The 19949-nt window shown below is 68.4% G+C and carries 18 protein-coding genes; 12 read left to right on the top strand and 6 right to left on the bottom strand.

Going from position 1 to position 19949, the window contains the following annotated elements; genetic code table 11:
* Nucleotides 1-2 precede the first annotated feature (2 nt).
* Nucleotides 3-722, bottom strand: coding sequence for a hypothetical protein (locus tag ASD72_RS18960; RefSeq protein WP_056881539.1), 720 nt, complete (start codon nucleotides 720-722; stop codon nucleotides 3-5).
* Nucleotides 723-1017: 295 nt separating this feature from the next.
* Complete coding sequence (locus ASD72_RS18955) at nucleotides 1018-1224, bottom strand: YdcH family protein (protein WP_056881636.1); 207 nt, start codon at nucleotides 1222-1224, stop codon at nucleotides 1018-1020.
* Nucleotides 1225-1274: 50 nt separating this feature from the next.
* Between ASD72_RS18955 and ttcA the strand changes: the two genes are divergently transcribed.
* From ttcA to ASD72_RS18935, 4 genes are all read left to right on the top strand, one after another.
* Nucleotides 1275-2195, top strand: coding sequence for a tRNA 2-thiocytidine(32) synthetase TtcA (gene ttcA / locus ASD72_RS18950; protein WP_056881538.1), 921 nt, complete (start codon nucleotides 1275-1277; stop codon nucleotides 2193-2195).
* A gap of 153 nt (nucleotides 2196-2348) precedes the next feature.
* Nucleotides 2349-3251 carry a recombination-associated protein RdgC gene (locus tag ASD72_RS18945; RefSeq protein WP_056881537.1) on the top strand — a complete coding sequence of 301 codons (903 nt, stop codon included), beginning with the start codon at nucleotides 2349-2351 and terminating at the stop codon, nucleotides 3249-3251.
* 36 nt (nucleotides 3252-3287) lie between these two features.
* On the top strand, nucleotides 3288-4076 hold the full coding sequence (locus tag ASD72_RS18940) for a SprT family zinc-dependent metalloprotease (RefSeq protein ID WP_056881536.1): 789 nt from the start codon (nucleotides 3288-3290) through the stop codon (nucleotides 4074-4076).
* A 130-nt stretch (nucleotides 4077-4206) separates the two neighbouring features.
* Complete coding sequence (locus ASD72_RS18935; RefSeq protein ID WP_056881535.1) at nucleotides 4207-4782, top strand: hypothetical protein; 576 nt, start codon at nucleotides 4207-4209, stop codon at nucleotides 4780-4782.
* Here ASD72_RS18935 and ASD72_RS18930 read toward each other — a convergent pair whose 3' ends face one another.
* Both ASD72_RS18930 and hemH read right to left on the bottom strand, forming a co-directional pair.
* Entirely contained in the window at nucleotides 4783-5628 is an 846-nt protein-coding gene (locus ASD72_RS18930; protein ID WP_056881534.1) for an alpha/beta hydrolase, read from the bottom strand.
* Complete coding sequence (gene hemH, locus ASD72_RS18925; protein ID WP_200948938.1) at nucleotides 5625-6599, bottom strand: ferrochelatase; 975 nt, start codon at nucleotides 6597-6599, stop codon at nucleotides 5625-5627. Before hemH ends, ASD72_RS18930 begins: the two co-directional genes overlap by 4 nt.
* A 100-nt stretch (nucleotides 6600-6699) precedes the next feature.
* Here hemH and ASD72_RS18920 point away from each other — a divergent pair, with 100 nt between their 5' ends.
* The 4 genes from ASD72_RS18920 (at nucleotide 6700) to tatC (ending at nucleotide 9143) form a co-directional block, all read left to right on the top strand.
* Nucleotides 6700-7557: a lipid-binding SYLF domain-containing protein gene (locus tag ASD72_RS18920; protein WP_056881532.1), complete on the top strand. Its 858-nt coding sequence runs from the start codon at nucleotides 6700-6702 to the stop codon at nucleotides 7555-7557.
* Between the two features lie 81 nt (nucleotides 7558-7638).
* Nucleotides 7639-7857, top strand: a complete 219-nt coding sequence (gene tatA / locus ASD72_RS18915) for a Sec-independent protein translocase subunit TatA (protein ID WP_056881531.1) — start codon at nucleotides 7639-7641, stop codon at nucleotides 7855-7857.
* A gap of 24 nt (nucleotides 7858-7881) precedes the next feature.
* Nucleotides 7882-8388: a Sec-independent protein translocase protein TatB gene (gene tatB, locus ASD72_RS20730; protein WP_081420468.1), complete on the top strand. Its 507-nt coding sequence runs from the start codon at nucleotides 7882-7884 to the stop codon at nucleotides 8386-8388.
* Nucleotides 8385-9143 carry a twin-arginine translocase subunit TatC gene (gene tatC, locus ASD72_RS18905; RefSeq protein WP_056881530.1) on the top strand — a complete coding sequence of 253 codons (759 nt, stop codon included), beginning with the start codon at nucleotides 8385-8387 and terminating at the stop codon, nucleotides 9141-9143. The genes tatB and tatC overlap by 4 nt, the downstream gene beginning before the upstream one ends.
* Before the next feature lie 30 nt (nucleotides 9144-9173).
* Here the strand turns inward: tatC and ASD72_RS18900 are convergent, their stop codons facing one another.
* Nucleotides 9174-10103 carry a BPSS1780 family membrane protein gene (locus ASD72_RS18900; RefSeq protein ID WP_056881529.1) on the bottom strand — a complete coding sequence of 310 codons (930 nt, stop codon included), beginning with the start codon at nucleotides 10101-10103 and terminating at the stop codon, nucleotides 9174-9176.
* A gap of 31 nt (nucleotides 10104-10134) precedes the next feature.
* Entirely contained in the window at nucleotides 10135-10860 is a 726-nt protein-coding gene (locus ASD72_RS18895) for a glutamine amidotransferase (protein ID WP_081420467.1), read from the bottom strand.
* 84 nt (nucleotides 10861-10944) lie between these two features.
* Here ASD72_RS18895 and glyQ point away from each other — a divergent pair, with 84 nt between their 5' ends.
* The 4 genes from glyQ (at nucleotide 10945) to ASD72_RS18875 (ending at nucleotide 19945) form a co-directional block, all read left to right on the top strand.
* The gene (gene glyQ / locus ASD72_RS18890; RefSeq protein ID WP_056881528.1) at nucleotides 10945-11859 is read left to right on the top strand and encodes a glycine--tRNA ligase subunit alpha; all 915 of its coding nucleotides are present in this window, start codon (nucleotides 10945-10947) and stop codon (nucleotides 11857-11859) included.
* Between the two features lie 147 nt (nucleotides 11860-12006).
* Complete coding sequence (gene glyS / locus ASD72_RS18885; protein ID WP_056881527.1) at nucleotides 12007-14205, top strand: glycine--tRNA ligase subunit beta; 2199 nt, start codon at nucleotides 12007-12009, stop codon at nucleotides 14203-14205.
* 125 nt (nucleotides 14206-14330) lie between these two features.
* Nucleotides 14331-16115 (top strand): autotransporter assembly complex family protein, encoded by a 1785-nt coding sequence (locus tag ASD72_RS18880; RefSeq protein ID WP_056881526.1) that lies wholly within the window; start codon nucleotides 14331-14333, stop codon nucleotides 16113-16115.
* Nucleotides 16112-19945 (top strand): translocation/assembly module TamB domain-containing protein, encoded by a 3834-nt coding sequence (locus ASD72_RS18875; RefSeq protein WP_235578064.1) that lies wholly within the window; start codon nucleotides 16112-16114, stop codon nucleotides 19943-19945. Before ASD72_RS18880 ends, ASD72_RS18875 begins: the two co-directional genes overlap by 4 nt.
* Nucleotides 19946-19949 lie beyond the last annotated feature (4 nt).

The following is a 19949-nucleotide window of genomic DNA, read 5'->3' as shown; positions in this document are numbered from 1 at the left end:
GGTCAGTAGCCGAGGTTGAAGTGGCGCGTCAGCCACGCCTTCGCGGGCAGCGCACGCGCCGGCTCCCGGACCAGGCGATGCAACGGCGAACCGCACTCGGAGAGGTGGGGTTCGTCGTCCAGCACCAGCACCATGCGCAGCAGGTCCACGCCGCCCGGCAGGATCGCCGGCGGCAGGTATTCGCGGAACCCGTAATGCTCGAACACATCGTGCAGGAATGGTTCGCAGGCCAGCAGGCAGAACTGGATGCGCGCGTCCTGCGCCCAGCGGTAGGCGTCCTCCATCAACCGGTCGACCACCGCCTTGCTGCGCTGGTCGGCCTGCACGGCGAAACGCGTGCCCACGGCGACCTGCGCCAGCGGCCAGGTGCGGGCGAACGCGTCGATCTGGAACAGGCTGCCGTACTCCACCTGCACGGCGAGCGGCGAAAAATCATGCAGGCGCAGCGTGGCGATCGCATGGGCGCCCTTCTCCACCGACAACGTCGTGCCGCATCCGTCGAGTCCATCGGTGACGCGCTTGCTGCGGTCGCCGGCCTGGCCCTGTTCGTGGAAGTACACCTCACGGCGCAGGCGCGGGACATCGCCCAGCGGGTCGCCCGGCGGGATACGCCGCACCCGCAGGCCCAGCCCCGCCGTGGCTTCCTCCGCAGAGCCGACCGCGGCCAGCGTTTCGCGCAGGCGCGGATCCATGCGGTGGCTGAAAGGTTTGTCCTGCTCCATGCCGCTCCCTCGCCGCGGCGCGCAGGGCGCGCGCGGCTCGTCGTTGGGAACCGTGGCGCCGGCAGGACGGCATACGGTCGTGGTCGTCGGGGAAACCCCCACATCCAGGACTGAAGCAAGCATCGGGCCAACTGTGCGGAGCCGCGCTCCAGGCCCCTCGTCAGTGCCGTGCACGCCCGTATTTCAGGGACTTGGCCCGCCGTCAGGCCGCGTGACGTCACGGAAGTGCCGGCGGCGGGTGACGCCCCGCGTCAGATTCAGCCGGCGGCGGCACCGCCGCGCGGCTGTCGATGGATCAGGCAGGCTCGTCCGGAATCAATGCGCTCTCGAGCCGCGCGATGCAGTCCTTGAGCCAGAGCTTGCGCTTCTTCAGCCGCTTGATGGACACCTCGTCGGCATCGGCATCGTCGATCAGGCGCGCGATGGCGTCGTCGAGGTCCCGATGCTCCACGCGGAGTTCGGCGATCTTCTGGGCGATGTCGGAGGGGTTGCTGGTGTCCACCCGGCGAGCGTACACCGGCCGCGCCGAGCCCGTCACCGCGCCCCGGTACAATGCACGCCATGAGTACCGTCCTGCCCCTGCCCGACCCTGTCCTGCGCCGTCCGGCCGCCGATCCGCGCCGCGCCGTGCACGAGCAGGGCAAGCTGGCCAAGCGCCTGCGCCGCCAGGTCGGCCAGGCGATCGCGGACTTCGGCATGATCGAGGATGGCGACAAGGTGATGGTGTGCCTGTCCGGCGGCAAGGACAGCTACACCCTGCTGGACATCCTGTTGCAGCTGCAGAAGAAGGCACCGGTGCGCTTCGAGCTGGTGGCCGTGAACCTGGACCAGAAGCAACCGGGGTTTCCCGAGCACGTGCTGCCCGAGTACCTGGCGTCGATCGGCGTCGCGTACCACATCATCGAACAGGACACGTATTCGGTCGTCAGCCGGGTGATTCCGGAGGGCAAGACCATGTGCTCGCTGTGCTCGCGCCTGCGCCGCGGCTCGCTGTACAGCTACGCCGAGCAGAATGGCTTCACCAAGATCGCGCTGGGCCACCATCGCGACGACCTGGTGGCCACCTTCTTCCTCAACATGTTCTTCCACGCCAAGCTCTCGGGTATGCCACCCAAGTTGCTGTCGGACAACGGCAAGCACGTGGTGATCCGCCCGCTGGCTTACGTCCGCGAGGACGACATCGCCGCGTATGCCGACGCCAAGGGCTTCCCGATCATTCCCTGCAACCTGTGCGGCAGCCAGGAAAACCTGCAGCGCAAGCAGGTCAAGAAGATGATGGACGCCTGGGAGCGCGAGACCCCCGGCCGCATCGAGACCATCGCGCGCGCGCTGGGCGACATCCGCCCGTCGCAGCTCAGCGATCCGAACCTGTTCGATTTCCTGTCGCTCGGCCATCGCGACGGCGCGGCCCTGCCCGATGCGCAGGCATGGCTGGCAGGCGAGCCACGCGCGGCGGCCGACGACGAAGCTTGACCGCACGACCCACCCATCGCCGTCATTCCCGCGAAGGCGGGAACCCAGCGACTTTCGGCAGGCCACCCGGCACTCCGGAAGGCACCCGGTTCCCGCCTTCGCGGGAATGACGGACAAGAACGCATCACTCCCCTTTCCAACCCGGTCCTTTCGATGTTCTTCCGCAACCTCACGCTGTTCCGCTTCCCTACCTCCCTCGATTTCTCCCAGCTCGACGAACTGCTCCCCGAGGCCGTGCTCAAGCCGGTGGGCCCGCTGGAATTGTCGTCGCGCGGCTTCATTTCCCCGTTCGGCCGGGGCGACGACACGCTCTCGCATCGCATCAATGACGCCATCTGGCTGAGTGTCGGCGGCGAGGACAAGATCCTGCCCGGCGCGGTGGTCAACGACCTGCTGCAGAAGAAGCTGCTCGAAATCGAAGAGAAGGAAGGCCGCAAGCCCGGCGGCAAGACCCGCAAGCGGCTGAAGGACGACCTGCTGCACGAACTGCTGCCGCGCGCGTTCGTGAAGCCCTCCCGCACCGATGCGCTGATCGACCTGGAGCATGGCTTCATCGCCGTCGATGCGTCTTCGCGCAAGACCGGCGAGAACGTGGTCTCGGAAGTGCGTCGCGCGCTGGGCAGCTTCCCCGCCCTGCCGCTCAACGCGGAAGTCGCACCGCGCAGCGTGCTCACCGGCTGGATCGCCGGCGAGCCGCTGCCGGAAGGCCTCTCGCTGGGCGAAGAATGCGAGCTCAAGGACGCGATGGAGGGTGGCGCCGTGGTGAAGTGCCAGAACCAGGAACTGCAGAGCGACGAGATCGCCAAGCACCTGGAAGCCGGCAAGCAGGTCACCAAGCTCGCGTTGGTGCTGGACGACCACGTGTCGTTCGTCCTCGGCGAGGACCTGATCGTGCGCAAGCTGAAGTTCCTCGACGGCGCGGTCGACCAGCTGGAGAACACCGAGCACGACGACCTGCGCGCCGAGCTCGACGCTCGCTTCGCGCTGATGGCCGGTGAGCTGAAGCGGCTGTTCCTGGTGCTGGAACACGCGCTGAAGCTGAGCAAGGCGGAGTGAGCCACGGCCGCGCTGCGGCGCGGCTATGATGCCCGTATGTCATCCCTGCTCCGCCGCCTGATCGCCCGCACGCCGCGCAGCGTCGAGCGCGACACGATCACGCTGGAACTCGACGGCGGCCGGACACTGGACGTGCAGCGCGTCCGCGACCCCCGCGCCAAGCGCCTGAAGCTGAGCGTCGACGAGCGTGGCGCGCGGCTCACCCTGCCCTGGCGCGCGAGCCTGGTGTCCGGAGATCGCTTCCTGCAGCAACACCGCGACTGGCTGGGCGAGCAGCTCGCGCGCTACGCGACGGACGACGGGATCGCCGCGCTGGTTCCCGGCGCAACGGCACGCCTGCCGTTGCGCGGCGAGGAGCTGCCGCTGCACTGGCACGAAGGACGCTTCGCCCGCATCGCGCGCCAGGACGAAGGCATCCGCATCGACCTGCCTCAGCGCGCGAGCGCCGCCACGCTCCGAAGGACGTTGCGCGCGTTCTACGAGGCCGAAGCGCGTGCGGACATCGGCCGATGGTTGCCCACCTATCTCGCCGGCCTGCCGCGTGCGCCGCGCCAGATCCGGCTGAAGGTGATGTCCTCGCAGTGGGGTTCGTTGACGCCCGACGGCACCCTGACACTGGATCTGGCCTTGGTGCTCGGCCGGTCCTCCGCGTTCGAGTATGTGCTGGTCCACGAGCTGTGCCATCTGCTGCAGGCCAATCACTCGCCTGCATTCTGGCGCGAGGTGGAAGCGCGCTTCCCGACGTGGCGTGATGAGCGCACCTACTTCCACGCGGAAGGCAGGCGACTGAAGTCACACCTGCACCGGCTGCTCAGCGACGATTGATTCGCGAGACGTTGCGCCGCGGTGTCCTGCGGGGAGCACGCGCGGCGAATTGAAGGGGAGCCGGGAGCCCGGTGGTCCGCAGGGAACGGGGACCACGCTCCCGGCACCGACTCCAACGACTGATCGCCCCATGCCGCTCACTGCCTCACGCGCACAGCCCTCTCCCGGTCCCGCCCACGGCGACGAAGTGCCCGGACTTTCGCGCTTCTCGCTGTACGCCCTGCCGGCGACGGAAACCGGCGCCACCATCCAGGCACGACGGGGCCTGATGAGCCGTAAGGGCGTGACCGTGGAGGAAGCGGCGCAGCGCGCGGACGCGCGCCGGCGCGAAGCCGGCAAGATGCGCCGCATGGATCGTGCGGCCTGGCTGTTTCTCGTCGCCATCGCCTGTGGCGGGGGACTTGCGTGGCGAGGCAGCGCACTGTCGTCGCAAACCGTGCTGCTGGCGGGCTACGGCCTGCTCGCGATCGCACTGGTGGCGCTGCTGGCCCGGGTGACAAGGACGACGGCACGACCGCCGCTCGATGCGTTCTACCTGCCGGACGAACTGCCCGCCACGGCCGAGGACATCGCGCTGTTGCGCCGCCTCGCCAACGAAGACCCGGAGTTGGAAGTGGTCACCAATGCCTGGTGGCGCAACCAGGCGCCGATCCGCAAGGGCGATATCCGCCTCGCCCTGGATCTGCGGCGCGCGAAACTGGGCTGATCAACCGCGCAGGACGTCGGCGATCACGCCGGCGACCGCCACGGGGTCTTCCATGTGCAGGTGGTGGGTGCCGGCAATGACGTGCAGCCGGCCATCAGGAAGCAGCTGTGCGCGCTGCGTGCGCAGGGGCTCGGGAAAGTAGGTCTGCGGGGGATCGGCGTAGACCACCGTCGTGGGGCATGTGATGCCGGCAACCAGGCGCGCGAGCTGCGGCTCGCTCAGCCGCTGCGGCGTGGGCAACGTCAGGCGCGGATCGCTGCTCCAGACGTAGCCACCTTCGACCGCCCGCACGCCGCGCTCGACCAGCAGCCGCGCCGCGGGTTCGCTCAACTGATTGGCCTGCATGCGTGCGCGCACCGGCGCGACGAGATCGGAGAACACGCGCAGCTTCTTGCCCGGCAGCGCACGCGCCGCCGCGATTGCCTCGCGCCAGCGGTCGGCGGTGCGTTCCACGGTTTCCGCCAGCCCGCCCAGCGCCTCGATCACCACCAACCGCTGCACGCGCTCCGGCACCGAGGCCGCCACCAGACTGGCGATGCCGGCGCCCATCGAATGCCCCAGCAGCGAGAACGTCTGCCAGCCGAGCGCGTCGGCGATATCCAGCACCGCATTCACCGCCACGCCGCTGGTGTATTCCGCCCCGGGCGCGAGATGCGCACTGGCGCCATGCCCCGGCAGGTCAGGGGCGACCAGATGCACGCCCGGCAGATGGGGGGCCAGCGGAACGAAGCTCGCCGCATTGTCCAACCAGCCATGCAGCGCGATCACGCGCGTGCCGTCGTTGTCGTTGCGCAAGCCGGTAATCCGGCCCAGCGGGATCTGCAGCTCGAAGTCGCGCAGCGTCATGCCGCGACGTCGCCCGCCGCACGGTGCGCGAGCGCTGCCAGGGCGTCCGCGTGGCCCGCGCTGTCGTTGAGGCAGGGCAGGTAGCGCAGTTCGCCTCCGGCGTGTGCGAACTCCTCCGCCAGGCCGATGCCCACTTCCTCCAGCGTCTCCAGGCAATCGACGGCGAAGCCCGGGCACACGACATCCACCTTGCGCACGCCGCGCGCGGCCAGCGCGCGCAGGGTGAGGTCGGTGGCCGGTTCCAGCCAGCGCTCCTTGCCGAAGCGCGACTGGTAGGTCAGCGTCCATTCGTCGTCACGCAGGCCCAGGGCCTGGACGATCGCACGCGTGCTGGCTTCGCACTGCTGCGGATACGGATCGCCCGCACGCGCCAGGCGCTGCGGCAGGCCGTGATACGAGAACAGCAGGTGCTCACCCGCACCATGGGTGGCGCGCCACGTGCGGATCGACTCGACGACGGCCGCCAACCAACCGGGATCGACCGCGTACTCCTCGATGAAATGCACCTGCAACCCGGCCGCCTCGCGCACCACCACATCGCGCACCGACTCCGTGGTCGTGGTGGAGTACTGCGGATACAGCGGCAGCACCACGACCCGTTGCACGCCTTCCTTGCGCAGGGCCTGCAGCCGGGCGGCCAGCGATGGTTCGCCATAGCGCATGGCGTCCACCACCCGCCACTGCGGCAACCGTGCCCGCACGGCCTCGGCCAGGCGTCGCGTGTGGACCGCCAGCGGCGACCCCTCCGGCAACCAGATGCTGGCGTACTTGGCCGCCGCCTTGGGGCCGCGCAACGGCAGGATCAATCCGTGCAGCAGCGGCAGCCACGCGATGCGCGGGATCTGCACGACGCGGCGGTCGCTGAGGAATTCCCCCAGGTAGCGGCGCACGGCCGGCGCGGTGGGCGCTGCGGGTGTACCGAGATTGACGACGAGCAGGGCGGTGGAAGGCATGTCGGACATGGGCGCTATTGTGTCAGAGCGCCCGCACGCGTCAGCACAGATTCATGCGTTCACACCTACTTTCAAGCAGTTGCAGCACCCTGCTGCGAGACCTTCTCCGGAGTCCGCCATGAACCGCACCTCCCGCCGCCTGCTGCCGCCCACCGCCCTCGCGCTGGCCGCCGCCCTGTTCGCAGGCCAGGCCATCGCCGGGCCGAAGGAAGACGAACGCGCGACCAACGCGGTCCGCGTGCTCAACGAAATCCAGCGCATCCCCGAGAACGGGATTCCCGACAAGCTGCTGGACGAGGGCAAGGCGATCATCGTCATCCCCGACACGCTGAAGGCCGGCCTGGTGATCGGCGGCCGTCGCGGACACGGCCTGATGTCGGTCAAGAATCCCGACGGCAGCTGGTCTCAGCCGGTCTTCATCAAGCTCACCGGCGGCAGCATCGGCTTCCAGGCCGGCGTGCAGTCGTCGGACGTGGTGCTGGTGTTCCGCAACGACCGCTCGCTGGACTCCATCGTCAACGGCAAGTTCACCCTCGGCGCCGATGCGGGTGTCGCGGCCGGCCCGGTCGGCCGCAATGCCTCCGCCGCGACCGACGGCCAGCTGAAGGCCGAGATCTGGTCGTGGTCGCGCGCGCGCGGCCTGTTCGCCGGCGTGGCCCTGGATGGCGCCGTGCTGCAGATCGACGACGATGCCAATACCGCCGTCTACGGCAGCGCCGCCACGCCGCGCGCGATCTTCGAGAGCCGCGCCGGGCAGCCGTCCGACGCCGTGGTCGGCTTCCGCGACGAGCTGGAGGAAGTCACCGAGCTCGCCCGTGGCAACCGCGGCACCGCCGGCACCGTGGCGCGTGCGACGACCCCCGCCCCTGCGGTGGCGCCGGTCGTGGTGGAAGCCCCGGCGCAGGCGCAGGCCCAGGGCTTCCAACCGGTTCAGGAAGGCGAAGTCCGCACGGAGCCGCTCGACGGCACGCCCTGACGGAAGTCATGGGGTGTGGATCAACATCCGCACCCCCGGGCTGCGCTATCCTGAGCGTCCCTACTTTTCTGCGAGCACACCATGGGTGGTTTGAGCATCTGGCATTGGATCATCGTGCTGGTGGTCGTGCTGCTGGTCTTCGGCACCAAGCGCCTGCGTAGCGCCGGCAAGGACCTGGGCGAGGCCGTCAAGGGCTTCAAGGAAGGCATGCGCGACGACAAGCCGGCCGGCCAGCTGGGCGACCAGTCCCGCAGCGACGAAACCAGCGCCTCCAAAGAGCGCGACCGCGACGCCAGCTGATCCGGCGGAATCTCCGCCGCGACCATGTTCGACATCGGTTTCAGTGAACTGCTGGTCATCGCGGTCGTCGCGTTGATCGTGCTCGGCCCCGAACGCCTGCCCAAGGCGGCACGGTTCGCCGGGCTGTGGGTCCGCCGCGCGCGCGCGCAGTGGTACTCGGTCAAGGACGAGCTGGAGCGCGAGCTCGCGTCCGAAGAACTCAAGCGCAACCTCAAAGACGCCCAGGACGCCCTGCGCGACACCGAGCAGCGCATCCGCGACGGCGCACGCGAGACCGAACGCCAGTTCGAGGAAGTGCGCCAGGCGGCGCGCGACGATGCGAAGGCGTTGCGCGACGACGTCGAGTCCGCGATCACACCGCCCGCGCTCGCCAAGCCGCCGGCCGCACCGTCCGATCCGGAACCGGTGTTGGAAGAGGAAGGCCGCCTCGCCTCGACCACCGAGGGGCATGACGAGGTGCACGCCGACGATCCACAGGCTTCCGATGTCGGCACCACGGCCGACCTGTTCCCGCCGAAGGAGTCGCGATGAACCGCGAATCTCCGGGGCAGGAAGCCGAAAGCAGCCTGATGGAGCACCTGTTGGAGCTGCGCACGCGGCTCATGCATGGGCTGGCTGGCGTGGGCGTGATCCTTCTTGTCCTGCTGCCATTCTCTAAGGAGCTGTTCGAGTACCTGGCGCTGCCGATGATCCAGCAGCTCCCGGCGGATCAGGCGGCGAAGATGATTACTCGCGGCGTGGCATCCGGTTTCCTGGCGCCATTGAAGCTGGCGTTCTTCGCTGCGCTGTTCATCTCAGCCCCTTGGTTGATATTCCAGGCTTGGCGCTTCGTCGCTCCCGGCTTGTACAAGCACGAGAAGCGCCTGGCGGTGCCGCTGCTGGTTTCCGCGATCGTGTTGTTCTACGCGGGATGTGCATTCGCCTACTACTTCGTGCTTTCCGCAGTCTTCCACGCGATCGCCATGTTCACCCCGGAGTTCGTCACGAACGCACCGGATCCCATGGAGTTCCTTGATTTCGTCATGGTGATCTTCTTCGCGTTCGGCCTGTGCTTCGAGCTGCCGGTCGCGCAGGTCATCATGGTGCTGCTGGGCTGGGTCACGCCGCAGCAGCTGCGCGAAGGTCGCGGTTACGCCATCGTCGGCGTGTTCGTCATCGCCGCACTGATCACGCCGCCAGACGTGGTGTCGCAGCTGATGCTCGCCATCCCGATGTGCCTGCTATACGAAGTGGGCATCGTGGCGGCCGGGTGGTTGAAACCGAAGGACGCGACGCCTGCCGCGTGAACGGGTAGCACGACCCGCTCTCCTGCTAGATCAGACTTCGATGTGCGACACCGTGGGCGTCGCAATGCCCGACGTGCTTCCCGACCCGTTGCCCAGCATCTGTCGCCACGCGGTGTAAGCCGCACCCGCCAACAGCGGCATCAGCACGCCCATCAGCGCGAGATTGGTGAACAGCACTGCGATCACCGGGCCCAGCACGAACTGCACCATCACACCCACGATCTGCAGGATCAGGCTCAGTGCGAACAACAGCACCGCAAGCAGCAGTGAGAACACGATCAGGGCCCCGAAGTTCTTCGCGTTGGCCGCCAGGCTCAGCCTGAGCGCCGAGAATCCGCTGCGATCGGAGAAGATCACCTCCGACACCGCCACCATGACCAGGCAGACCACGATCGGCGCCAGTGCGATAGTCACCAGCATCCAGAACAGGAACCGCACGACCGGCAAGGAGGCGACCAGGGCGTTGACCTGTGCAGGATCCGGTTGCCCGCCTTCCGCCATCAACGCCTGCAGCTTCACCATGACGTCGTTGGCCTGCTGCACGCCGTCGGTTCCGATCAGCGCGATCAGCAGAGTGGCCGAGAGGATCGTACCCGCCAGCGGAATGACCGACGTCAACAACAGGGGCGCGACGTGGCGAATCCCCACCTGCAGGTGATGCACGCTCGCATCGCGACCTTCCGACACCTCTCGTGCCGCCCACACCACGCCGGCAAAGATCAGGCAGGGCACCCCGAGCGTCAGCGCAGCGTAGATCAGCAGCGGGATCAACGACAACGGAAAGGGCAGCGCCGCCATGAGGGCGACCACCGCGACCGCCACCAGCAGGGACAGCGCGACCACGAGCAATCCCACGACACTGATCGCGAAGAGCGGCACCGGCGCGCGCTTCAGCAGGGCGAAGCCCGCCAGCAGCCATTCCGCGCCGGCACTGGCCGGCACCTTGTTGATCGTCGACATCGGGGTTCTCTGGGGAGGGTACGGCGGTGGATCAGCGCGCGTGCAGACCGCGCGCATGGCGGACGAACCGCCGCAATAGTTTGCGGGCTTGCGGCGCCGCCGTCACGCTGCGGGCGATGGTGCCCGGGCAGCGGCCCTCGCTGCGAAGGTGTTCGGCCCGGGCATGCACGTAGCCGCGCATGTGGTGGGTGGCGAATTCGGGGTGGAACTGGACGCCCCAGGCGCGGTCGCGCCAGCGGAAGGCATGGCAGTCGTCCTGCGCCGAGCGCGCCAGCACGGTGGCGCCCTCCGGGGGGCGGGCCACGGTCTGCACGTGGGTGGCGTGGGCGGTGAACTTCAGCGGCAACGCGCCGAACAGCGGATCGTCCTGGGCCTGCGGGTGCAGGTCGATGTGGACGGTGCCGGATTCGCGCCCGGCCGGGTTGTACGCCACTTCGCCGCCCAGCGCGTGCGCCAGCAACTGGTGGCCGTAGCAGATGCCCAGCAGCGGCAGGCCTTCATGGGCCGCGTCGCGCAGCCATTCGGCGCTGCGCTCGCTCCAGTCCGCGCGGTCGGTGACCATCGCGGCGGAACCGCTGACGATCACGCCCGCAAAACCGTCCCGCTCGGGCAGCGCATCGCCGCGCTCGACGTTCGTCACCACCGTCTCGTGGGCCTCCAGCCCGGCGGCCACGCGGATCCAGTGCGGGAAGCCGCCATAGCGCCGCATCGAGCGCACCGGCTGGCCGGTTTCGACGATGAGGAAGGGGGCGTTCACAGGGGCATCCACGACGGCAAAGCAGCGGCAGGACAAGGGCTTGCCCGTATACTAGCCCGCTTTTCCGCAGTGCACGATAACGCCATGGCCGGACAAACAATTTCACCGGTAACCTTCCAGGGCCTGATCCAGACGCTGAACCAGTATTGGGCCGAACAGGGCTGTGTCCTGATCCAGCCGCTGGACCTGGAAGTGGGCGCCGGTACGTTCCATCCGGCCACCTTCCTGCGCGCGCTCGGCCCGGAGCCGTGGAACGCCGCCTACGTGCAGCCGAGCCGCCGCCCCACCGACGGCCGCTACGGCGAGAACCCCAACCGCCTGCAGCGTTACTACCAGTACCAGGTGGTGATGAAGCCCAACCCCGACAACCTGCAGGAGCTCTACCTGGGCTCGCTGAAGGCGCTGGGCATCGATCCGCGCGTGCACGACCTGCGCTTCGTCGAGGACAACTGGGAATCGCCGACGCTCGGCGCCTGGGGCCTGGGCTGGGAGGTGTGGCTCAACGGCATGGAAGTCACCCAGTTCACCTACTTCCAGCAGGCCGGCGGCCTGGAGTGCCGCCCGGTGCTGGGCGAGATCACCTACGGCCTGGAACGCCTCTGCATGTACCTGCAGAACGTGGACAACGTCTACGACCTGGTCTGGACCACCGGCCCGCAGGGCGTGGTGACCTATGGCGACGTGTACCACCAGAACGAAGTCGAGCAGAGCACGTACAACTTCGAGCATGCCGATGTCGCCGAGCTGTTCCATCGCTTCGACGCCTGCGAGAAGGAAGCCCTGAAGCTCGTCGAAGCCGGCCTGCCGCTCCCCGCTTACGAGCAAGTCACCAAGGCCAGCCACAGCTTCAACCTGCTGGATGCGCGCCGCGCCATCTCCGTCACCGAACGCCAGCGCTACATCCTGCGCGTGCGCAAGCTGGCGCAGGCGGTGGCCGAGGCGTACCACGCGCAGCGCGAGAAGCTGGGCTTCCCGGGATTGAAGAAAGAAACCGCTTAGAGCCCCTCTCCCACCGGGAGTGGGGTTGGGGAGAGGGTCCGGCGATATCCGGATGGTCGAGCGCCAAGGACGTCGCCGCACCCTCATCCGCCCTTCGGGCACCTTCTCCCAGCGGGAGACGGGAAACCCACCACAAGGTTTGACGACATGAGCGAACAAAAATCCCTGCTGGTCGAACTCGGCACCGAAGAACTGCCGGTCAAGGCGCTGCCTGGCCTGGCGCAGGCCTTCTTCGACGGCACCATCGCCGCGCTGGAGAGGCGCGGCATCGGCTTCGAGCGTGGCGATGCCAAGCCGCTGTACACGCCGCGTCGCCTGGCGGTGCTGCTGCCGGCCGTGGACGTGGAGCAGCCCGAGCAGGCATCCGAAGTGCTGGGCCCGTACCTCAACATCGCGCTCGATGCGAACGGCGCGCCGACCAAGGCACTGGAAGGCTTCGCCGCCAAGGCTGGCATCGCGTGGACCGCGCTGGAGCGCACCACCGACGGCAAGGGCGAGCGTTTCGTCCACCGCGCGGTGAAGCCAGGCGCGAAGACCGCCGACCTGCTGGCCGACGTCGTGCGCGAGGCGATCGCCGGCATGCCGATCCCCAAGCCGATGCGCTGGGGCGCGCACGAGTACGCGTTCGCGCGCCCGGTGCATTGGCTGGTGCTACTGCTGGGCAAGGACGTGGTGCCGGCCGAGGTGCTGGGCGTGAGCTCCGACCGCATGAGCCGGGGCCATCGCTTCGAACACGACAAGCCGGTGTGGATCAACGATCCCGGCGACTACGTGATGGCATTGCAGGGCGCGAAGGTGCTGGTCGATGCCGACGCGCGCCGCGCCCGCATCGTCGCCGAAGTAGACAAGGCGGCCGTGCAGGCCGGCGGCACCGCGCGCGTCACCGACGACAACCTCGAGCAGGTGGTCTGCCTGACCGAGTGGCCGGCGGCCGTGCTGTGCAGCTTCGAATCCGCGTTCCTCGCCGTGCCGCAGGAAGCGCTGATCGAGACGATGGAGATCAACCAGAAGTTCTTCCCGGTGCTCAGCGACGGCGGCAAGCTGACCGAGCACTTCATCGGCATCGCCAACATCGAATCGCAGGATGTGGCCGAAGTCAGCAAGGGCTACGAACGCGTGATCCGCCCGCGCTTCGCCGATGCGAAGTTCTTCTTCGACGAAGACCTCAAGCAGGGCCTCGTGTCGATGGGCGACGGCCTGAAGACCGTCACCTACCAGGCCAAGCTGGGCAGCGTGGCCGACAAGGTGGAACGCGTCGCCACGCTGGCGGAAGCGATCGCACCGATGGTGGGTGCCGACGCCGCGCTCGCGCGCCGCGCCGCGACACTGGCGAAGAACGACCTGCAGTCGCGCATGGTCAACGAGTTTCCCGAGCTGCAGGGCATCGCGGGCCGCCACTACGCCCTCGCCGCCGGCGAGCCGAAGGAGATCGCGCTGGCCATCGACGAGGCCTACCAGCCCCGCTTCGCCGGCGACGACATCGCGCTGTCGCCGCTGGGCAAGGTGCTGGCGATCGCCGAGCGCCTGGACACGCTGGCCGGTGGATTCGCCGCTGGGCTGAAGCCGACGGGCAACAAGGATCCGTTCGCACTGCGGCGCAACGCGCTGGGTCTTGCGCGAACGGTGATCGAAAGTGGGTTCGCGCTGAATGTTCATGCGTTGATTGAAGAAGCCATCGCGCTGTTGCCAGATCTCGATCCTCAGACCAAGAGCTTCAAGCAGAGGCAGGCCCTTTCATCGGTTGCCGGTGTCGTTCACGGTCGATCCAGCCAAGTGCAGGCTCGAATCATGGGCCGTCCAGAGGCAACCCGCGAACACGTAGAAGAGACGCCTGCCGGAGAACTCTACGACTTCATCCTCGATCGCCTGCGCAGCTACTACGCCGACAAGGGCGTGCCGGCCGCGCACTTCAATGCCGTGGCGGAACTGAAACCGGCCTCGCTGTACGACTTCGATACGCGCCTGGATGCCATCGGCACCTTCGCCACGCTGCCGGAGGCCGAAGCGCTCGCCGCGGCGAACAAGCGCATCGGCAATATCCTGAAGAAGGCCGACATCGCCATTCCGCATGGCGTGGACCGCGCCCTGCTGAACGATCCCGCGGAGAGCGCGCTGGCCGAAGCCGTGGAAGCCGTGCTGGGCGAGACCGACGAAGCGCTGCACCACCATGACTACGTCACCGTGCTGGCCCATCTCGCGCGCCTGCGCCCGCAGGTGGATGCGTTCTTCGACGGCGTGATGGTCAACGCGGACGATCCTGCCGTGCGCGCCAATCGTCTCGCCCTGCTCAAGCGCCTGGCCGACCGCTTCCGCGCGGTGGCGGCGATCGAGCATCTGTCGAGCTGATCTGTCCTCTCCTTCTCCCCGCGTGCGGGGAGAAGGTGCCCGGAGGGCGGATGAGGGGTGAGCGAGGCCGCGCGAACAGTGGCTACCCTTCACCGCGCTTAACCCGCACCGGTTATCCTGCCCGCATGCGACGACTCCCCCGCTTCGCCACCGTCCTCTGCATGCTTGCCGCCACCGGCCCCGCCTGGGCCGCGGCCATCGTGGACAAGGTGCGGATCGAAGGGCTCGACGACGAACTGATGATCGAGAACGTCAACGCGGCGCTCTCGCTCAACGACTCGCTCGGTAGCCGCCTGGGTGAATCGCGGTTGGAATACCTGCTGGGCGAAGCCGTCGCCGAGACGCGCGAAGCGCTCGAGCCCTTCGGCTACTACGCCCCCGACATCACCGTCGATGCCCCGCGCACGGAAGGCGCCGACGACGAGCGACTGACCGTGACCGTCCGGGTGAAGCTGGGTGAGCCGGTGCGCGTACGTCGACGCGACCTGTCGATCGAAGGCGACGGCGGTGGCGACCGCTACCTGAAGGAAGACCTGGAAGCCTTTGCGCCGAAAGTCGGCGACGTGTTCGACCACACCACCTACGAGGCCAGCAAGCTGACCATCGTGCGGCGCCTGGCCGACCGCGGGTACTTCGACGCCGACTTCACCCACCGCCGCGTGGAAGTCACCCGCGCCGAGCATGCCGCCGACATCGCCCTGGGCTGGGTCAGCGGCATCCGCTACGACATGGGCCCGACCACCTTCCACCAGGACAAGTTCGACCAGGGCCTGCTGGACAAGCTGGTGTACTGGGAAGAAGGCAGCTACTTCCACCAGGGCAAGCTGGACCGCCTGCGCGAATCGCTGGTCGGGCTGGACTACTTCTCCAGCATCGACATCCAGGCCAATCCGGACAAGGCCGAAGACGGGCGCGTGCCGATCGACGTCAACCTCGAGCTGGCCAAGCGCGACATCTACACCGCCGGCGTCAGCTACGGCACCGAGAGCGGCCCCGGTATCCGCCTCGGCCTCGACCGCCGCTACGTCAACTCGCGCGGGCACAAGCTGTCCACGCACCTGGACTATGCGCAGAAGCGCAAGACGCTGCTGACGCAGTACCGCATTCCCGCGTTCAAGTGGCTCGATGGCTGGTTCACCGTCGGCGTGCAGGCCAGCGACGAGCAGACCGACTACATCGACCTGCGCCACGTCGAGTTCACCGGCAGCCGCAGCGGCCAGGTCAGCGAGGACTGGACCGCGGTGGCGTCGCTGCATGCCCTGCGCGAACGCTGGCGCTATGTCGAAGACGACCCCGTCACCGGCCTGCCCGACACCACCGTGGAGTACGCGACGTTCACCTACCCCTCGCTGCGCGCGGACTACACCAATTCGCCGGTCGGCTCGAACCGGCCCGACCAGCTCGCCGGCTCCATCCTGTTGCGTGGCGGCGTGGAAGGCGCAGGCTCGGACGCCAACTTCCTGCAGTTCCACATGCGCGCGCGCTGGTCGCAGCAATACAAGACCAACAGCGCGCTGATCGTGCGCGGCGAGTACGGCCACACCTTCACCAGCTCGCTGGTGGCGATGCCGCCGTCGCTGCGCTTCTTCGCCGGTGGCGACCGCAGCATCCGTGGCTACGCATGGCGCGAAGTCGGCCCGCGCCGCGGCGACTACGCGCTGGGCGCGAAGAACGTGCTCACCAGCAGCGTCGAGTACGAGTTCTATCCCAAGGGCGGGCCGTACGGCGGCGCCGTGTTCGTGGATACGGGCAGCGCGTTCGACGGTACCCGTCCGCAGCTCAGCACCGGCGTGGGCATCGGCCTGCGCTGGCGTTCGCCGGTGGGGCCGGTGCGGCTCGACATCGCGCACGGCCTGGATGACCCGGATTCCAGCTTCCAGATCTACCTCAACATCGGGACGGACCTGTGAGGAAGCAGCGCGTCCCCGACGGCCTCACCCCCGAAGAGCGCGAAGCGCGCATCGCCGAGTTGCGCGCGCGTCGCAGGGCCCGTATGCGCACGCTGGCGATCCGCAGCGCGATCGGCAGCGGCGTGCTGCTGGTGCTGCTGTGCATCGGCCTGTACTGGCTGCTGCAGACCGTGGCCGGCCGCGACGTGCTGCTGGCGCAGATCCAGGCGCGCCTGCCTGCGGATGCGTCGTTGACCTACAGGGAAGTGGACGGTCCCATCGCCGGCCCGCTCACGCTCCGTGGCGTGGATTTCCGCTGGGACACGATCCGCTTCACCGCCGACGAGGTCTACCTCGAACCGGACCTGCGCCCCCTGCTGGGCAAGCGCCTGCGCCTGGACGTGCTGCGCGTGCGCGGGGCGATGCTCGACGTGCCCGAGAGCGACGAGCCTTTCGAACTGCCGCACTGGCCCGACCTGCTGCCGCAGATCGAGATGCCCCTCGCGATCCAGGCCGACCGGCTGGAGATCGACCGCTTCCTGATCCGGCAGAGCGGCCAACCCGTCATCGACATCGCGCGCGCCACCGGTGGCATCGACATCGGCAACGGCTACGTGCACGCGGAGAAGCTGGCCATCGCCAGCGACCGCGGTGCGTTCGGTGTGCACGGCGCCTACGCGCCGCGCGACAACTACGAGACCGACCTGACCGCCACCGGCGTGTTTCCTGCCGCGGCCGGTCGCACGCCTGCGCGCCTCGGGCTGGTGGCGCGCGGCAACCGCGCGCGCATGAACGTCGGCCTGGCCGGTGCCGCGCCTGCGCCGGTACGCGCGACGCTGACGCTGCGCGGCGAGACGAAACCGACCTGGAACTTCGCCGCGAAGACCGAAGCGCTGGATCTGTCGTTGCTCGGCGTGATGGACGACAGCACGCCGATCGCATTCGATCTGGTCGCGAAGGGCGCCGGCGGCGCCGCGGATCTGCAGGGCACCGCGCAGCAGGGCGACATCGCGGTGGTGATCGAACCGTCGCACGCGCGCATCGACGGAGAAGTGCTGACGGTCGAACCGCTCGCCATCCGTGCCTTCGATGGCTACGCCGCGTTGCGCGGACGCGCGGATTTCACGGTGCCGGAGAATCCCGAGTTCCGGTTCGCAGTGAATGCGCGCGGCCTGCGCTGGGGCACCGAAGCGGACAGCATGATCGGCGCCGAAGGCGACTTCGGCCTGGCCGGCAAGCTGGAGGCCTGGGCCGCGATCGGCAAGGCCACGTTGACACGCGGTGACGACAGCGCGGTGCTGGAGTTCGATGGCCGCGGCAACGCGGAGCGCGTGCGACTGGAGATGCTGCGCGCCACCATGCCGACCGGCACGCTCGACGCCACCGGCACCGTCGGCTGGGCGCCTGCGCTCGACTGGGATGTGCGGGCCACGCTTGCCGGCTTCGATCCTGGTTACTTCGTGGCCGGCTGGAACGGCAACGTCTCCGGCCAGCTCGCCTCGAAAGGGCGGCAACGCGAAGACGGCCAGTTCCAGGGCACGCTCGATGTGCCCAAGCTCGGCGGCCGCCTGCGTGATCGCGCGCTCGATGCGCGTGGCACGTTCGCGCTCGACGGCAATGCGGGCCAAGGCGAACTGGACCTGTCGCTGGGCGGTAGCCGCGTCGCCGCGAAGGGCAAGGTCGGCGACACGCTGGATGTCGATGCCACGTTCCGTCCGCTCAACCTCGCCGACCTGCTGCCCGACGCCAGCGGCACGCTGGCTGGCACGCTGAAACTGACGGGCGCGCGTGCCGCGCCGAACATCGATGCCGACCTGGGCGGCGAGAACCTGCACTGGAACGACTGGAGCGCCGGACGGCTGAGCCTGCGCGGTCGCCTGCCCTGGCGCAACGGCAACGGTGAACTCGCCCTGCAAGGCAGCGCGGTGGACGTGGGTACCGTGCTGGACAACGTGCAGCTCAATGCGCGCGGCGCCGTGGAAGACCTGCGCTTCGACGGCGATGCGCGCAACGCGATGGGTGCGGTATCGCTGGCCGGCAGCGCGCAGAAGCGCAGCGCCAACTGGCAGGGCACGCTGGATGTGCTGCGCATCGCGCCGTCCAAGGGCAATCCCTGGACGTTGCGGCAACCGGCGCGCTTCGCCCAGAACGGCACCGCGTGGACGCTGTCCGAAAGCTGCCTGGGGTCGGACATCGGCGGCGCGCTGTGCGCGACGGCAGATTGGCCGCGACAGGGCCTGGAAGTCCGCGGCGAAGCGCTGTCGCTGGCACTGGTGCAACCCTGGCTGCCGCCGAGCAGCGGCCGTCCGCTGACGCTGCGTGGCGAGTTCACGCTCGATGCGTCGCTGCGTCCGGCCGGCAATGCATGGCAGGGCGACGTGCACCTGGCCTCGCTCGATGGCGGCCTGAAGATGGGCTCCAGTGCGCGCGGTGAAATCATCCGCTACGACAACTTCACCTTCGACGCGGAGTTCACCCCGCAGCGCATCCAGGGCCGCCTGGGCACCGGCTTCAAGGGCGACGGTTACGTCGACGCGACGTTCAACACCGGCTGGGACGCGTTCGCGCCGCTGAAGGGCGACCTGTATTTCCACAATTCGCGCCTGTTCTGGATGGAGCTGTTCTCGCCGGATCTCGTGCGTCCGCGCGGCAAGCTGGCCGGCCACATCGGCGTGGCCGGCACGCGCGGCCATCCATTGTTGAGCGGCGAAGCCACGCTCACCGAGTTCACCGGCGAGTTGCCGGCGCTGGGCGTCTCGCTCACCGACGGCAGCGCCGACCTAGCCGCATTGTCCGACGGCAGCGCACGCATCGAAGGCAGCATGAAGACCGTGTCGTCCACCGGCGGCACCGGCACCGGCGGCGTATTGAACGTCGCCGGCACGCTGGGCTGGAACAACGACACCACGCCGCTGCAATTCCAGGTGCGCGGCGAGAACGTACTGGTCGCCGACACCACCGACCTGCATGCGGTCGCCTCGCCCAACCTCCAGGTGGGCTTCGCCGACAACACCATCCAGGTCCGCGGCGAAGTCGGCGTGCCATCCGCCACCATCGACGTGGAGAAGCTGGACGACGGCGTGTCGGCCTCCGAAGACGTGGTGGTGCTGGACCCGGCCGATCCCGAACGCGCGCCGAGTTCGCGGCTGGACCTGGACCTGGCGCTCAAGGTCGGCGACGAGGTCAATCTCAAGGGTTACGGGCTGGAAGGCACGCTGGCCGGCACGCTCCACGTGCGCTCGCAGCCCGGCCGCGAAATGCTCGCCACCGGCCGCCTGGATGTGGACGGCCGCTACGAAGCCTACGGACAGAAGCTGCGCATCACCCGCGGCGAACTGACGTGGAGCAACAACGCGGTCTCCGACCCGCGCATCAACATCCGCGCCGAGCGCGAAGTCGTCAGTGCCAGCGTCACCGCGGGCATCGACGTCACCGGGCGCGCCAGCCAGCCGCGTGCGCGCGTCTGGTCGAATCCTGCGATGTCGGAATCCGAAGCGCTCGCCTACCTGGTGCTGGGCCGCTCGCTCAACACCGCCAGCAGCGACGAAAGCCAGCGCATCAACGCCGCGTCTTCGGCACTCGGCGCGGGCGCCGGCCTGCTGGCCTCGCAGCTCGGCGCGAAGATCGGTCTGGACGATGCCGGCGTACTGGAATCGCGCACGCTGGGCGGCTCCGTGTTCGGCGTGGGCAAGTACCTCTCGCCGAAGCTCTACGTCAGCTATGGCGTCTCGATGATCGGTTCCGGTTCCGCCGTCACCCTGAAGTACCTGCTGCGCAAGGGCTTCGACGCGGAAATCGAATCCAGCACCACCGAAACACGCGGCTCGATCAACTGGCGCAAGGAAAAATGATGCG

Origin of the sequence: Pseudoxanthomonas sp. Root630 (assembly GCF_001427585.1) — a bacterium.
In the GTDB taxonomy this organism is placed as follows: domain Bacteria; phylum Pseudomonadota; class Gammaproteobacteria; order Xanthomonadales; family Xanthomonadaceae; genus Pseudoxanthomonas_A.
This window is presented reverse-complemented; position numbering and strand designations above follow the sequence as displayed.